The sequence below is a fragment of the Pseudarthrobacter sp. TAF60_1 genome (assembly GCF_052113505.1).
In the GTDB taxonomy this organism is placed as follows: Bacteria; Actinomycetota; Actinomycetes; order Actinomycetales; family Micrococcaceae; genus Arthrobacter.
The window spans coordinates 65,581-79,816 of sequence record NZ_JBFRDI010000017.1 but is presented as its reverse complement, the minus strand read 5'-3'; the positions used below and the strand labels follow the sequence as shown (position 1 = coordinate 79,816).

Annotated in this window: 15 protein-coding genes; 10 read left to right on the top strand and 5 right to left on the bottom strand. The window is 65.9% G+C overall.

The window, feature by feature from the left end; all coding sequences use genetic code 11:
- Positions 1–14: 14 nt before the first annotated feature.
- The 3 genes from AB4Y73_RS17575 to AB4Y73_RS17565 all read left to right on the top strand — a co-directional run bounded on the left by AB4Y73_RS17575 (position 15) and on the right by AB4Y73_RS17565 (position 2,396).
- Positions 15–527, top strand: coding sequence for a hypothetical protein (locus AB4Y73_RS17575; protein ID WP_441873418.1), 513 nt, complete (start codon positions 15–17; stop codon positions 525–527).
- Positions 528–780: 253 nt separating this feature from the next.
- Positions 781–1,536: a GAF and ANTAR domain-containing protein gene (locus tag AB4Y73_RS17570; RefSeq protein ID WP_441873416.1), complete on the top strand. Its 756-nt coding sequence runs from the start codon at positions 781–783 to the stop codon at positions 1,534–1,536.
- Positions 1,533–2,396 (top strand): SGNH/GDSL hydrolase family protein, encoded by an 864-nt coding sequence (locus AB4Y73_RS17565; protein WP_441873414.1) that lies wholly within the window; start codon positions 1,533–1,535, stop codon positions 2,394–2,396. The genes AB4Y73_RS17570 and AB4Y73_RS17565 overlap by 4 nt, the downstream gene beginning before the upstream one ends.
- Here the strand turns inward: AB4Y73_RS17565 and AB4Y73_RS17560 are convergent, their stop codons facing one another.
- Complete coding sequence (locus AB4Y73_RS17560; protein ID WP_441873412.1) at positions 2,397–3,749, bottom strand: uracil-xanthine permease family protein; 1,353 nt, start codon at positions 3,747–3,749, stop codon at positions 2,397–2,399.
- A 200-nt stretch (positions 3,750–3,949) separates the two neighbouring features.
- Here AB4Y73_RS17560 and AB4Y73_RS17555 point away from each other — a divergent pair, with 200 nt between their 5' ends.
- Positions 3,950–4,555, top strand: a complete 606-nt coding sequence (locus AB4Y73_RS17555) for a malonic semialdehyde reductase (RefSeq protein ID WP_441873410.1) — start codon at positions 3,950–3,952, stop codon at positions 4,553–4,555.
- A 120-nt stretch (positions 4,556–4,675) separates the two neighbouring features.
- Here the strand turns inward: AB4Y73_RS17555 and pgm are convergent, their stop codons facing one another.
- A complete protein-coding gene (pgm, locus tag AB4Y73_RS17550) occupies positions 4,676–6,334 on the bottom strand; it encodes a phosphoglucomutase (alpha-D-glucose-1,6-bisphosphate-dependent) (protein ID WP_441873408.1) in 1,659 nt (552 codons plus the stop codon).
- A gap of 237 nt (positions 6,335–6,571) precedes the next feature.
- Here pgm and AB4Y73_RS17545 point away from each other — a divergent pair, with 237 nt between their 5' ends.
- Together AB4Y73_RS17545 and AB4Y73_RS17540 are read left to right on the top strand one after the other, a co-directional pair.
- Positions 6,572–7,489, top strand: a complete 918-nt coding sequence (locus tag AB4Y73_RS17545; protein ID WP_441873406.1) for a nuclease-related domain-containing protein — start codon at positions 6,572–6,574, stop codon at positions 7,487–7,489.
- 64 nt (positions 7,490–7,553) lie between these two features.
- Positions 7,554–8,126, top strand: a complete 573-nt coding sequence (locus AB4Y73_RS17540; protein ID WP_441873404.1) for a DUF4190 domain-containing protein — start codon at positions 7,554–7,556, stop codon at positions 8,124–8,126.
- A 96-nt stretch (positions 8,127–8,222) separates the two neighbouring features.
- Here the strand turns inward: AB4Y73_RS17540 and AB4Y73_RS17535 are convergent, their stop codons facing one another.
- Complete coding sequence (locus tag AB4Y73_RS17535; protein WP_441873402.1) at positions 8,223–8,426, bottom strand: hypothetical protein; 204 nt, start codon at positions 8,424–8,426, stop codon at positions 8,223–8,225.
- Positions 8,427–8,510: 84 nt separating this feature from the next.
- Positions 8,511–9,983, bottom strand: a complete 1,473-nt coding sequence (locus tag AB4Y73_RS17530; RefSeq protein ID WP_441873400.1) for an amidase — start codon at positions 9,981–9,983, stop codon at positions 8,511–8,513.
- Between the two features lie 109 nt (positions 9,984–10,092).
- Here AB4Y73_RS17530 and AB4Y73_RS17525 point away from each other — a divergent pair, with 109 nt between their 5' ends.
- From AB4Y73_RS17525 to AB4Y73_RS17515, 3 genes are all read left to right on the top strand, one after another.
- Positions 10,093–10,419, top strand: a complete 327-nt coding sequence (locus AB4Y73_RS17525) for a rhodanese-like domain-containing protein (RefSeq protein ID WP_441873398.1) — start codon at positions 10,093–10,095, stop codon at positions 10,417–10,419.
- Positions 10,420–10,461: 42 nt separating this feature from the next.
- Entirely contained in the window at positions 10,462–11,439 is a 978-nt protein-coding gene (gene pheA / locus AB4Y73_RS17520; RefSeq protein ID WP_441873396.1) for a prephenate dehydratase, read from the top strand.
- Positions 11,440–11,523: 84 nt separating this feature from the next.
- On the top strand, positions 11,524–11,730 hold the full coding sequence (locus AB4Y73_RS17515) for a hypothetical protein (RefSeq protein WP_441873394.1): 207 nt from the start codon (positions 11,524–11,526) through the stop codon (positions 11,728–11,730).
- A 13-nt stretch (positions 11,731–11,743) separates the two neighbouring features.
- On the opposite strand, the gene AB4Y73_RS17510 is transcribed toward AB4Y73_RS17515, so the two are convergent.
- Entirely contained in the window at positions 11,744–12,802 is a 1,059-nt protein-coding gene (locus AB4Y73_RS17510; protein ID WP_441873392.1) for a diacylglycerol/lipid kinase family protein, read from the bottom strand.
- Positions 12,803–12,891: 89 nt separating this feature from the next.
- Between AB4Y73_RS17510 and serS the strand changes: the two genes are divergently transcribed.
- Positions 12,892–14,172, top strand: coding sequence for a serine--tRNA ligase (serS, locus tag AB4Y73_RS17505; protein WP_441873390.1), 1,281 nt, complete (start codon positions 12,892–12,894; stop codon positions 14,170–14,172).
- Positions 14,173–14,236: the final 64 nt, after the last annotated feature.

Sequence of the window (14,236 nt, the reverse complement as noted above, 5' to 3'; positions counted from 1 at the left end):
CAACAGGAGGAACCATGAGTCAGGAAAACCAGCGACCGGAACCGGAAGAGGAAGTGGGCGGCTACGGATCACCGACCGCCGAGCAGGAGATGGGCGGCGCGGATAACAAACAGTTTGCGCAGCCCCGGGATGAAGAGGACTTCGACGCCGCCGGCCTTAACCAGGACAGCCCCGACGGCGAAACGTTCGCCACGGGCACGCCCAACCTCAGCCACTTCAATGAGGAGGACCAGGACAGCTCCGGGGAACCCGGAGCCGGCCGGTTTGGCGGCACTGACGAGCAGCACCATGCCGAAGTGGACTCGAACGATCCCGGGTTCGAACCGGGTGAACCGCCCGTGCCGCGGGACGCGGAGGTGCCGTCCGCCGAGGCCGAAATCGACGAATCAAACGCGGATTCCCAGGGCTCGGAGCCGTTCTCCTCGGAGCCTGAACAGGATGCTGCCGGGCTGCCGGACGGCAGCGGCAATGACCTGCCCAAGGAGAAGTCACCGAACGACGACGACGAAAGTTTCGACGCCGGCTGAGCCTGAGTGCCGGCAGGTTTCCCCGGCGTCCAGTTATGGAAGCAAAGTGCCGTCCGGATTCGTTCCGGGCGGCACTTTTGCGTCCAGCGCCCCGCAATTGGTGCCGCAGAACCGCACCCGTGGAACCAACTCCGGACGTATCCTAGTAACAGGTTTTGCAGTGGGCCGCGCGTATCGATCCTAGGCGTGGAATATGGCCGCGGAGACTCCACTGGGGCCGAGTTGGGAATCCCTTCCCGACCCCCAGGATGTCGTGTTTGAGAGCACGGATGTTGAAGACTTCCTTGCTGCGGTCACCGCCGAGTTCATGCGCGACCTGGACGGCGATGTCCGCCGAGTAAGTTGGGCCGTTACGTTCTTCCGTCCCGGAGCGGCCCGGACAGCCGCCGCCGGCAGCGCCGCGGCCAGGGCCGCAGACGAAGAACAGTGCTCGTTCGCAGACGGACCCGTGCTCGAATCCCTGCGCACCGGTGATTTTGTGCACGTGGCCGATACCGCCCGCGACCGCCGGTGGCCGGGCTACGCCAGTATTGCCTCGGACCACGGGGTCAGGTCCTTGCTGTCCATGCCCATCGTGTCCGGGGCAGGGTGGCACGCGGCGTTGAGCCTCTACGCCGCCACGCCCCATGCCTTCAGCAGCCAGGACATCGTCATGGCGCGCCGGTATGCCCGGCAAATGGCACGGTCCCTGCGTTTGGTGGTGCGGGTGGCCGCGCGGGCCGAAGTCGGTGCGCAGCTGGCAATAGCCCAGAGTTCCGCAGTCCTGATGGACCTGGCCGTCGGCATCCTCATGGCCGACTACGGGCTCGGCCATGAGGCGGCTGTGCAGTACCTCCGGACCGTCGCACGGCATACCAGCCAGGGGCTGCGCCAGACGGCCCTGAATATCGTGGCGGCCTCACGCCCCGAAACGGCGGAACCCCGCCGGGACAACGCCGGCTTCGGCCTTATCGCGGTCGAAACACCGGCGTTGAACGAAGGACCCTACAAAACAGGGAGTACACCATGAAGGCCCGGAAACAGGACAGGGCAGCCACAAGCGCCCCCGAGGAACCCGCAATTCACCCTTGGCGCCGGTTGGTGGCCCTGGGCGATTCCTTCACGGAGGGGATGGGCGACCCCGATCCGCGCAGCGAGGGCGGCCTTCGCGGCTGGGCAGACCGCGTAGCTGAGGAGCTCAGCGCCCATCAGCCTGGTTTCGCCTACGCCAACCTCGCCGTTCGCGGCCTGCTGGTGCAGCAGATCCTGGACCAGCAGCTTGAGCCGGCACTGGCACTGAAGCCGGACCTCGTGACGCTCTCCGCCGGCGGCAACGATATTGTGTTCCGGCGCAGCGATCCGGACCGGCTCGCAGAAAAGCTCGACGCCGCCGTGGACCAGCTGACCCGGTCGGGGGCCACCGTGGTCATGTTCGCCGGGCCGGACTGGGGTGCCACCCCTGTGTTCAGCCAGATCCGCGGCAAGGTGGCCATCCTCAACGAAAACCTGCACACCGTTGCCGCGCACCACGACGCGGTGATGGTTGACCTGTGGTTCCTGCGCGAACTCTCTAACCCCGGGATGTGGGATCCTGACCGGCTGCATTTCTCGCCGTTGGGGCACCACACCATCGCGGCCGCCGTGCTGAATGCGCTCAGCGTCCCGCATACGCTGCTGCCCCTGGTACCCAAGCCGCCGCTGCCGCGCAGCTGGAAGGGTGCCAGAACCGAGGACCTGATCTGGGCCCGGGAATACCTGGTCCCGTGGGTTATCAGGCAGTTGAGGCACCCCGCCGAGGAAGAGCTGACCGCCAAGCGGCCCGAACCCGGGCCGGTGTCAGGCTTTGGCGGTTCAGGGGGGCCCTTCGTCGAGGGAGGCCACGCCGCCTGATCAGCGTTTCTTCGGGCTGCGTTTCGCTGCGGCGTTGAGGGCGGCCTTCGCCGCCGGCGGAAGGCCGGACACCTCGGTTTCCGGTTCCGCCACCGTGCCCCGTGCCCTGGCAATGGCCTTCATGCCGTGGTAGATCACCAGGGCAGCGGCTGAGCCCAGCGCGATGCCGGTGAAGGTCAGCTCCCCGATGGTCCAGGTGTAATCCGCAATGCCGATGATCAGGGCGACTGCGGCGGTGGTCAGGTTGACCGGGTTGGCGAAGTTCACCTTGTTCTGTACCCAGATCTTCACGCCGAGAATGCCGATCATGCCGTACAGCATGGTGGCCGCGCCGCCGAGCACGCCCTGCGGGACCGTGGCAATCAGTTCGCCGAACTTAGGTGAGAAGCTCAGCACGATGGCGAAGATCCCGGCCACCCAGTACGCCGCCGTCGAGTACACCTTGGTGGCCGCCATGACGCCGATGTTTTCCGCGTAGGTGGTGGTGCCGGAACCGCCGCCCGCGCCCGCGAGCACCGTGGCGATGCCGTCAGCCATCAGCGCACGCCCGGAGACGTCGTCGAGGTTTTGACCGGTCATGGCCGCCACCGACTTCACATGCCCGATGTTCTCCGCCACGAGGACGAGGACCACGGGAACGAAGAGTCCGAGCACGCCTACATGGAATTCCGGTGTCTGGAAGTGCGGCAGGCCAATCCACCCGGCGGCGTCCATTTTGTCGTAGCTCACTTCGCCGCGCAGCATTGCCACCAGGTAGCCCACCACCACACCCACCAGGATGCTGAGCCGGCCGATGATCCCGCGGAACAGGACGCTGACCAGGATGATGGTGGCCAGGGTGACCACTGCGGTGATGGGGGCGGCAGCGAAGTTCATTTTCGCCGCGGGGGCAAGATTCAGGCCGATCAGGGCCACGATGGCGCCGGTGACGATCGGCGGCATCAGCCGGTTGATCCAGCCCGCACCGAATTTCTGGACGATCGCACCGATCAGGGCCAGCGCGACGCCGGCGAGCAGTACCCCGCCCAGCGCTCCCGGGATGCCGAACTGCTGCTGGGACGCCATGATGGGCGCGATGAAGGCGAAGCTGGAGCCGAGGTAGCTGGGTACCCGGCCCTTGGTGATGACCAGGAAGAGGAGGGTGCCGATGCCGGAAAAGAATAGAGTGGTGGCCGGCGGCATCCCGGTAATGATGGGGACCAGGAACGTGGCTCCGAACATGGCCACCACATGCTGCATGCCCACGCCGATGGTCAGGGGCCAGGCCAACCGCTCGTCCGGAGCAACCACGTGGCCGGGCTTAATCGACCTGCCGGTGCCGTGCAGCTTCCATTTCATTCCGAGCATGCTCATGGTCGGGGGCCTTTCAAGGGGGTTGCCGCTGGGGCTGAAATCTTCCGGTGCAACAATACCGCGCCGTGCCGCCCGCCGTCCGGCTGTGCTGGACGTCACCTGCCGTCACGGGAAGAAGACAAGAACGCTTGAAGTTGCAACTATGGAAAGCAGACGCCGGCACATCACCCCGATGAGCGGGCCCAGCGAAAGGTACGCATATGACTATTGCCCACGAAGAAGCAGTCATCGATTCGGCCGCCGTCGATGCCATCTTTGCCGAAGCCCGCACCGCCAACTCCTTCACGGGCGAGGTGACCGAGGACCAGGCCCGCGCCATCTACGAGCTCACCAAGTTCGGTCCCACTGCGTTCAACTCGCAGCCCCTGCGCGTCACCTATGTCCGTTCGGACGAGGCCCGCGCCAAGCTCGTGGACGCCATGTCCAAGGGCAACAAGGCCAAGACCGCCTCGGCTCCACTGGTGGCAGTCCTCAGCTACGACACCGCCTGGGCTGAGCAGTGGGACACCTTCCTGCCCGAGTACAACGCGCCCAAGGCCATGTACGACGCCGCTCCGGACCTGGCTGCCGCCACCGGCAACAACAACGCGCACCTGCAAGCCGGCTACTTCATCATTGCCGTCCGGTCCCTCGGCCTCGCCGCAGGCCCGATGACCGGTGCCGACTTCAGTGCCATCGACGCCCAGCTCTTCCCGGCCGGCGAGCAGAAGAGCTTCCTGGTGGTCAACATCGGCCAGCCCGGTGAAGGTGCCTGGGGTGCAGCCAAGCCCAAGTTCGCCTACGAGGACGTCGTCCGCACCGTCTGACCCTCTCTCACTTAATGTGGGGTTAACGCCGATGCTCTCTCACTTTTTTCAGGAAAGTGAGAGAGCGTCGGCGTTTTAAGCACATTAAGTGAGAGAGCGTTTGGGTAGGTTCCGGGGCGGTTAGGAGATGACGCTGTCCACGAGGGCCTTGGCTTCGGCTTGCACCTGCTTGAGGTGCTCCTCGCCTTTGAAGGACTCGGCGTAGATTTTGTAGACATCCTCCGTGCCGGACGGGCGCGCGGCGAACCACGCGTTCTCCGTGACCACCTTGAGGCCGCCGATGGACGCCCCGTTGCCGGGAGCTTCGGTGAGCTTGGCCGTGATGGTTTCGCCCGCCAGTTCAGTCGCAGTGACGTCCGAAGGCGAGAGCTTGCCGAGTGCCGCCTTCTGCTCCCGCGTGGCTGCTGCATCAATGCGGGCGTAGACGGGCGCGCCGAACTGGTCCGTCAATCCCTTGTACAGCTGCGACGGTGACTTGCCGGTTACCGCGGTGATCTCCGAGGCCAGCAGGGCCAGCAGGATGCCGTCCTTGTCCGTGGTCCACACGCTGCCATCCAGCTTGTTAAAGGATGCACCGGCCGATTCCTCGCCGCCGAATGCGCCTTCACCGGACAGCAGGCCCGGGACAAACCACTTGAAGCCCACAGGGACCTCGACGAGCTTGCGGCCGAGGCTCTCGGCCACGCGGTCGATGATCGAGGACGACACCAGGGTCTTGCCCACCACCGAGTTGGGGTTCCAGCCGCTGCGGTTCCGGTACAGGTAATCGATGGCGACGGCGAGGTAGTGGTTCGGGTTCATCAGCCCACCGTCCGGGGTCACGATGCCATGGCGGTCGGCGTCGGCGTCATTCCCGGTGGCGACGTCGAACGCGGCGGCAGCACCGCCGTCGGACATCCGCTTGATGAGCGAGGCCATCGCGGCGGGTGATGAGCAGTCCATGCGGATTTTCTCGTCCCAGTCCAGGGTCATGAAGGCCCACTGCGGGTCCACGGTGGGGTTCACCACGGTGAGGTCCAGGTGGTGGCGCTCGCCGATCTCACCCCAGTAATCGACGGACGCGCCGCCCATGGGGTCGGCACCGATCCGCACGCCGGCTTCGCGGATGGCGTCCAGGTTGAGGACCGACGGGAGGTCGTCAACGTAGCTGCTGAGGAAATCGAACTTGCCGGTGCTGTCCGCGGCGAGGGCCTCGGCGACGGGGATCCGCTTGACGCCGCGGAGGTCGTTCTCGAGCAGCTCGTTGGCCCGGTTGGCGATCCAGCCCGTCGCGTCGGAATCGGCAGGGCCGCCGTGCGGCGGGTTGTACTTGAAACCGCCATCGGCCGGCGGGTTGTGGCTGGGCGTGACCACAATGCCGTCTGCCTCGGGAGAGCCGGGCTGGCGGTTGTTGTTGTACGTGAGGATGGCGTGGCTGAGGGCGGGTGTGGGGGTGTAGCCGTGGCGGGCATCCACCAGCACGTTCACGCCGTTGGCGGCGAGCACTTCCAGGGCGGAGTTCTGGGCGGGTTCGCTCAGTGCGTGCGTGTCCTTCGCCAGGAACAGCGGGCCGGTGATGCCTTGGCCGGCGCGGTATTCCACAATGGCCTGCGTAATGGCAACAATGTGTTTTTCGTTGAACGATGCCTTGAGGCTGGATCCCCGGTGCCCCGAAGTGCCGAACGCTACGCGCTGGCCGGGATCACCCAGATCCGGCGATATGTCGTAGTACGCGTCAAGGAGCGCAGTGATGTCAACAAGGTCCTGGGGTTGGGCAACTGTGCCCGCGCGGCTAGCCATGGGACCAGCATGCCAGACGCGGGCGGACGGCAATACGCACTTGTCCAAATTCCGGACCCTGTGACGCGGAATGTCATGAACAGGTGGTTAAACCTGAGTACTACGCCCAAAAGTACCTATATACCGGCTCCCGCCGCCGCTGTTACGTTCGGAAAAGTCAGCATGGAAGGCGCGACGGCGGCAGCACCGCCGTTGCGCGTGCGGCAGTAGAGCCGCCAGGACAGTAAGGGGCCGGTCATGGGGGCAGGAGACGGCGCGGCCGAGCAGTCAAGGCTCGCAGCGGAGCGCGTTCAGCGGCTTAAGCGCCAGCTGGACCAGGCCGAGCGGGCCACCAAATCCTGGGACGAAGGCGCCGTTCGCGAGCGGATTGTTGCCGAGCACCTGAGCTTGCTTGCCCCGCACGGGTGGCTCCTGCTCCACGATGTGCACTGGCCTGGCAGGCCCAGGGCCACCCTCGACCACGTCCTGGTGGGTCCGGGCGGTGTGGTGGTTGTGGATGCCAAGAACTGGACTGGTGAAGTCCGCGTTTCCGCCGGGGTCCTGTGGCAGGGCCGGTTTGCCAGGACACAGTCGGTGGAAGGGGCGTTGGCGCAGTGCGCCGCCGTCGCCTCGGTCATGACGCCGCCGCACCGCCGCCTGGTCCGCCCTTTGATCTGCCTCGCGGGTCAGCCGGACCTCTTCGCCATCACCAATGCGGACGTGGCCGTAGCGGGTGCCGAACGCGTCGTTGAGGCCGTCCTGGCCCTGCCGGCGGTACTGGACAAGGCTACCGTGGTGGGCCTGTATGCGGACCTCAGCCAGCAGCTCATGCAGGAACCCGAAGCGGAAAGCCCCGCGCTGAGGTCATTGGCCAGCAACCGTTTGGCTCCTTCGACCGGCCGGCCTGAAGTGCCCCAGCGGCCCAACGTGTCCCCGGGGCCCGGTGTGACTGACCGGCCGGCGGTATTCCATCGGCCGGCCGCGGCGCCCGCGGGCAGGCGCGGTTCCCGGCCCGGCCTACGCCAACCCCCGCCCGTCACCGGCGGTGCCCGCAGCGGGTACGGACACCGGAAAGCGAATGCCCATCAGCAGGCCGGCGCGGGGATGGGCTGGTTGCTGTGCCTCGCGGGGTTCGTGGTTTTCGCTGTGTACGTGCTGCCCTATTTAGGACGATAGGACGATAGGAGCGGGAGGGGCATGGCGGTAGGCTGGAAAGCGAAGACTTCGAACGGGGAAAACCATGAGTGACCAGACGACGCCGCGCCCGGATTCCCAGGGGCCGGAGGCGCAAGGAGCTGGCGATTCGCCGGCTGGCTATGAGCCGCCCCAGTTTGTGCCGCCGAAGGGCCAGGACATTCCCGCACCGCCGCTGTATGACTGGAGCAAGGGCGGAGACCAGCACGGCGCAGGCCCTTACAGTCAGCCCGGCGCAGGCCCTTACAGTCAGCCGGCCGAGCAATACGGTGCGCCCTACGCCCAACCGGGCAGCCCCTACGGTCCGCCGAGCACCTACGCCCACCCCAGCCCTTACGGCCAGCCAGCGTACTATGGCATGCCGGCGGCCCAGCCCAAGGGCCTCAGTATCACCAGCATGGTGTGCGGCATCTCCTCCGTGCTGCTGGGATGGTTCCTCCTTCCGCAACTCGCCGCGATCATCACCGGCCACCTGGCCCTCGGCCGCGAACCCTCCGGCAAGGGCATGTCCATCACCGGGCTGGTCCTGGGCTACCTGTGCTTGCTCGGCTATGGCGCATTTTGGCTGCTGCTCACCTTCGGGCTGGCCGCCTACCGAAGTTCCTCGTACGGATATTAGGGGCTGCCGGGGGCGGCGGTGACTTGCCGGTGTGCCATGCCGGCCAGGGGAAAGGCCCCGGGCGGGGCCTTTCTTCAAGCGGGCATGGCCAACGGGTCAGACCCTCTCGCTGGTGCGCTCAGCAGCAGGTTGCTCGGCTTCACGGGTCTTCCGCCGACGCGGGAATCCCCAGAAAGTGAAGTCCTGAGCCGTGTAATGCGGCTCCTTACGGTCCGGCGGTGTCTCCTGGCGCGCTTCGGGTTCGCGGGTGGCGTCCTTCTTGATGCCCCACCCGAAATCCTTGCTTGATGAATAGCACATCACAGGCCTCCTTTAGGTGACTGCCCTTTAATGGTCCACCCGTTTGGCCGCAGAGTCGACACCCCGGAGCCGTGCATCCCAACTTCAGAATCCCAGCTGTGCCGTCACCTGCAGCAGTAGCAACTCCGAACCTTGTGGACCAACCAACTGGATGCCCATCGGGAGGCCCTCGCCCGGTTGCCCGCCGGTCCAGTACACGGGAATGGTGACGGCCGGCAGGCCGCAAACATTCACCATGGACGACCACGGCGCGAATTCGCACTGCCTGCGGTAGTCGTCGTCGGCGTCGCCCGCCCATGCCGGGGCGGGCCAGCGCGCGTCGCCGTGGGTGGCGCCGGTAAACCAGCCCACCGGGCGGGGCGTCTGGGCCAGGGCAGGCATAAGGATGAGATCCCATGCCCCGTATTGGGTGATGGTGTCACGCGTGAACCGCCGGAGGAACGCCAGGGATTCGTTCAGCTTGGATGCGCTGCGCTGCTGGGCCCTCCGCCGGAACGTCCGGGTCAGCGGGGTTAGCAAAGCTTCGCGGTGCGGACTGATCCGGGCGGTTCCGACGGCGGCAGTCCACGCCGTCGTGAAGGCGTCCGGGTACCGGTTGTCGTAACGGATGCCGGCCTCGAATACGGCGTGCCCGGCATGTTCCAGCATCTCGCGGCCGGCCCGCAATGCCGCCAGGGCTTCCTGTTCGGGCGTGAACGGGAAGGCAGCGGACCAGGGGCTGTCCAGGCTGAGGCCGATCCTGAGCGAACGCGGTTCCTGCCTCACGGCGTCGAGGTAGCCGTCTTTGGGGGAGGGTACCAGGGCGTCCATCAGCAGGGCCGCGTCGGCGGCGCTCCGGGCCAGCGGACCGGCCACTACAAGCCCCGCGGGATCAGCCGAGCTCTCACCTGATGGCACCACCCCGCGGCCTGGTTTGAGTCCCACCAGTCCGCAGGCCGCCGCAGGGATACGGATCGAACCTCCGCCGTCGCTCCCGGGTGCAAAGGGGAGCATGCCGGCGGCCACAGCGGCGGCGCTGCCGCCGGAGGAACCGCCGGAACTGCGGCTGGGCGCGTGAGGATTGCGCGACGGCGGGGCGATGCGGTTTTCGCTGTAGGCCGTCAGCCCGAACTCCGGGACCTGCGTCTTACCCAGTGAGATCACGCCGGCTGCCTTGAGGACGGCAACAATCGCCCCGTCAGTAGGCGCAGGTTTGTGGTCAAGCGCCGCGCTGCCGTGGGTGGTCACCACTCCGGCCACATCCGTCAGGTCCTTGAAAGCGAGCGGCATGCCGTGCAGGAGGGGCAGGCCCTTCGCCCTGCCGTCGGCAGGAGATGCCGCGGTACCCGTTCGAAGCCGGGCAAAGCGGTCATCGGCCGCGGCCGCATCGGCCATGGCCTGTTCTGCCGTGACGGTGATAAAGGCGCCCAGCAGAGGATTGCGCTCGGCGACGCGGGCGAGGAAATGCGCCGTCGTTTCACGGGCGGAGAGCTCTCCGGAGCGAAGGAAGTCCCTCAGTTGGACGGCGGACATCCCGTGCAGCTCGCTGGGGGAACCGGTGGGCTGCTCAGCGGGCATAGGTCCTCCTCGGGATCAAGTAGTAGCGTAACCTGCCCGTTCCCGGCCGGGATGGCATGTGCCCGGCGTTAGGCTGGGAGAAGACCAAAGTCATCCGAAAGGGGATCCCGTGAGCGATTTCGAGTCCGTGCCTGTTAACGACGTTCCTGCCGACGCTGTCATTCTGGACGTCCGGGAAGACTACGAGTGGGTGGCCGGCCACGCCGAGGGCGCCCTCCACATTCCGCTGGATCAGCTTCCCGCACGCTTGGACGAACTGGACCCGGACCAGGACCTTTACATCATCTGCCGGACCGGCGGGCGGTCCCTCCGCGCGACGCAATGGCTCACGGGCCAGGGCTACGCGGCCACCAATGTCGCAGGCGGAATGGATCAATGGCTGGAGTCGGGCAAGCCGCTGGTATCCGATAACGGGCTCAAACCGCTGGTCCTTTAGGCTGCGATCCTGCCAGCATCCATCGCCAAAGAGGAATATGCCATGCCCGCGTCAGCCGCTATCTACGCCTTTCTCGGACCCGAGGGAACTTTCACCGAATCGGCGCTGATGCAGGTGCCCGGGGCTGCCGACGCCATCCGAATCCCGGCCTCAAACGTCAACGCTGCCTTGGACATGGTCCGGGATGGTGCTGCGGATGCCGCCATGGTCCCGATTGAGAATTCGGTGGAAGGCGGCGTCACTGCCACGTTGGATGCCATTGCGAGTGGTCCGGAACTCCGGATCATGCGGGAGGTCCTGGTCCCCATCAGCTTTGTGCTGGTGGCCCGTCCGGGAGTGGCGGTGGCGGACATCCGCCGCGTCTCCACCCACGGCCACGCGTGGGCGCAGTGCCGTTTATGGGTACAAGCGAACATTCCTGGTGCGGAATACGTCCCGGGATCCTCGACCGCTGCGGCCGCCATGGGGCTGCTCGCGGACGACGCCCACTATGACGCCGCCATCTGTGCTCCGATCGTCGCCCAGGAACAGGCCGGACTGGCGGTGGTGGCGGAGAACATCGGCGACAATCCGGGTGCCGTGACGCGGTTCATCATGGTGAGCCGGCCAGGCGCCCTGCCCGAGCGCACAGGGGCGGATAAGACCACCGTGGTTGTCCCGCTGCCCGAGGACCGGCCGGGGGCGCTCATGGAAATCCTGGATCAGTTTGCCACCCGCGGTGTGAACCTCAGCCGGATCGAATCCCGCCCCACCGGGCAGTACCTCGGCCACTACTTCTTCAGCATCGACGCTGACGGCCATGTCCGGGATGCCAGGGTTGCCGATGCACTCGCAGGCCTTCACCGCATCAGCCCGGCTACCCGGTTCCTGGGGTCATACGGGCGGGCGGATGCACAAAAGGTCCTCGTGGCTCCGCACACCTCGGACGAGGCATTCCGTGCTGCGCATCAATGGGTGGGCGGGATTCTGGACGCGCCGGTCCCTCCTGAAACCGGTTCCGGAGCTTCGCCCACAGCGTAGGACGGGGTACTTCCGCGTGGTGGTTACTGTGCGTATGCTTGCTTGATCGACTTGGGGGACGGCCCCTAACGAACGGAGCGGGTCATGAGTGCAAGTACTGCGGACAACGACGGCCAGGGCATGATTGTTAACCCCAAGCCGGCCGAAGACAACCAGGACTGGGACGGCGACGAAGCAGACCGCGCCGACCGCCTGCGCTTCGAAGAGGAACAGGCCATGATCCGCGAGCAGTCTGAGGCGCGTGCCGCCAAGGCCGCTGCAGAAGAAGCCGCAAAGAAAGCCACCGCTTAAGGCCAGCCCCGGCTTAAGCCTGCTGACCCTTCACCCTGATCAGGAGTGACCGCGGCGCCACCTGCACGGTGACCTTTGTGGCCAGACCCGACGGGTCGCCGTCGATCTGGGTTGGCATCGGCTCCGGGCACTTGATGACAATCTTCCCCGCCCGGTACATGGTCATGATGGGCAGGTTGCCCCTGTGCTTGAACAGGATCTTCCCGTACATGGCCAGCCAGCCGAAGGCGCTGCGCGGGCTCATGACCACCACGTCGAGCATGCCATCGTCGATCATGGCTTCGGGGATGAAGTCGATGCCGCCGGGCACCAGCCCGCAGTTGGCGAAGAGGACAGTGCGGATGTTCCGAGCTTGTTCCAGGTTGTCATCCAGGGAGACTGACACTTTTCGCCGCCGGCCGGGCAGGTGCCGCATGCCGGCCTCGGTATAGGCGAGCCACCCCACCGCTTTTTTGAGCCCGTCATTGGTGTCCGCCAGGATTTCCGCATCCATGCCGATTCCGGCGATCACCAGGAACAGATGTTCGGAGGCGTGGCCGGTGCGGTTGTTCTCGATGCTCATCCGTGCGGTGTCGATGTAGCGCTGCTGACCAAACAGTGCAGTCTGGATATTGGCGCGGAGGTCGTTGACGTCCAGCTCAACGTTGCGGGCCAGCAGGTTCCCGGTTCCCAGCGGAATGATGCCCATGGCAATATCCGTATGCGCGAGCGACTCGGCCACCACCCGCACGGTACCGTCGCCACCGCCCACCAGGACGACGTCGGCCTTGAACTCGATCGCCGCTTTGGCTTGGGAGTATCCGGGGTCCTCCGCGGTCGTCTCCAAGAAGAGCGGTTCGTCCCAGCCGGCTGTGAGGCAGGCGCGCTGGATGGCTGCTTTCGCCTCGGGGGCGCGTACTTTGACGGGGTTGAGGATGACGGCCACACGCTGGTGGGTGAGGCCGGCCTCGTGGGCAACTTCGTTGACAGCGCTGCGCACATGCAGGGCCTTGAGCTTGCGCACACCCCACCAACTGGAGACAGCGAAAGCCAGCGCTGCCGCACTCAGGAGGTATAGAAGCCAGTCGTTCATGGTGCTTCAACAGTAGCCCGGGCCGGGTGCCGGTATTTCCGCGCTCCGGGCGGGAGTCCTCCGTGCGCCGGATTAGATACTCTTGTCTGGTGATCGACGTAAAAGACCTCAGCGAAAACCCGGACAAGTTCCGTGCCAGCCAGCGCGCCCGCGGCGCCGACGAATCAGTGGTGGACGCGATCATCGCAGCAGACTCCGCCCGGCGGGCCGCCCTGATCCGGTACGAAAACCTCCGTGCCGAGCAGAATGTCTTCGGCAAAAAGGTGGCGCAGGCCAAGGGCGACGAGAAAAAAGCCCTTCTCGCCGAGGTCAAGGAACTGGCCAACACGGTCAAGGCTGCGTCCGCCGAGGCTGATGCCGTGCAGGCCAAGCAGGACGAACTGCTGCGCAGCATCCCGAACCTCATCGAGGACGGCGTCCCCGAGGGCGGCGAGGACGACTACGTTGTGGTCAAGACCGTCGGCGCGCCCCGCGAATTCCCCGACTTCGAACCCAAGGATCACCTTGAAATCGGTGAGCTGATCGGCGCGATCGACATGGAGCGCGGCGCGAAGGTGTCCGGCTCCCGGTTCTACTTCCTGCGCGGCGTGGGTGCACGGCTGGAGATGGCGCTGCTCCAGATGGCCATGGATCAGGCCATCGAGGCAGGTTTCGTCCCCATGATCACACCCACCCTGGTGCGCCCCGAAACCATGCAGGGCACCGGTTTTGACGTAAAGCACGACGCCGAGATCTACCGTCTGGCGGAGGACGACCTTTACCTAGTGGGAACCTCCGAGGTGGCGCTCGCCGGCTACCACGCGGACGAAATCCTGGACCTCACCTCGGGTCCCATCCGGTTTGCCGGCCAGAGCTCCTGCTACCGGCGTGAAGCCGGCTCGCACGGCAAGGACACCCGCGGCATCATCCGCGTGCACCAGTTCAACAAGGTGGAGATGTTCATCTACACCACGGTGGAAGAGGCCGCGGCCGAGCATGAGCGCCTGTTGGCTTGGGAAGAGGAGATGCTGGCCAAGTGCGAGCTGCCGTACCGGGTCATCGACACCGCCGCCGGGGACCTCGGCATGTCCGCCGCCCGGAAGTTCGACTGCGAAGCCTGGGTTCCCACCCAGGGCGCCTACCGCGAGCTCACCTCCACCTCGAACTGCACCACGTTCCAGGCCCGCCGCCTGAATATCCGTGAGCGTGTCATCAACAACGAAGGCGTAACCAAGGGCACCCGTGCCGTGGCCACCCTCAACGGCACCCTGGCCACCACCCGCTGGATCGTGGCCATCCTGGAGCACCACCAGAACGCCGACGGCTCGGTCAACGTCCCCGCCGCCCTGCAGAAGTACCTGGGTGGCCTGGAAGTCTTCCCCGTCCTCTAGGTTCCTGGTCCTCCCGCCGCCGCTCGGAGAATTCCCCGTCTTTTGGTCCATTCCCCGGCTAACG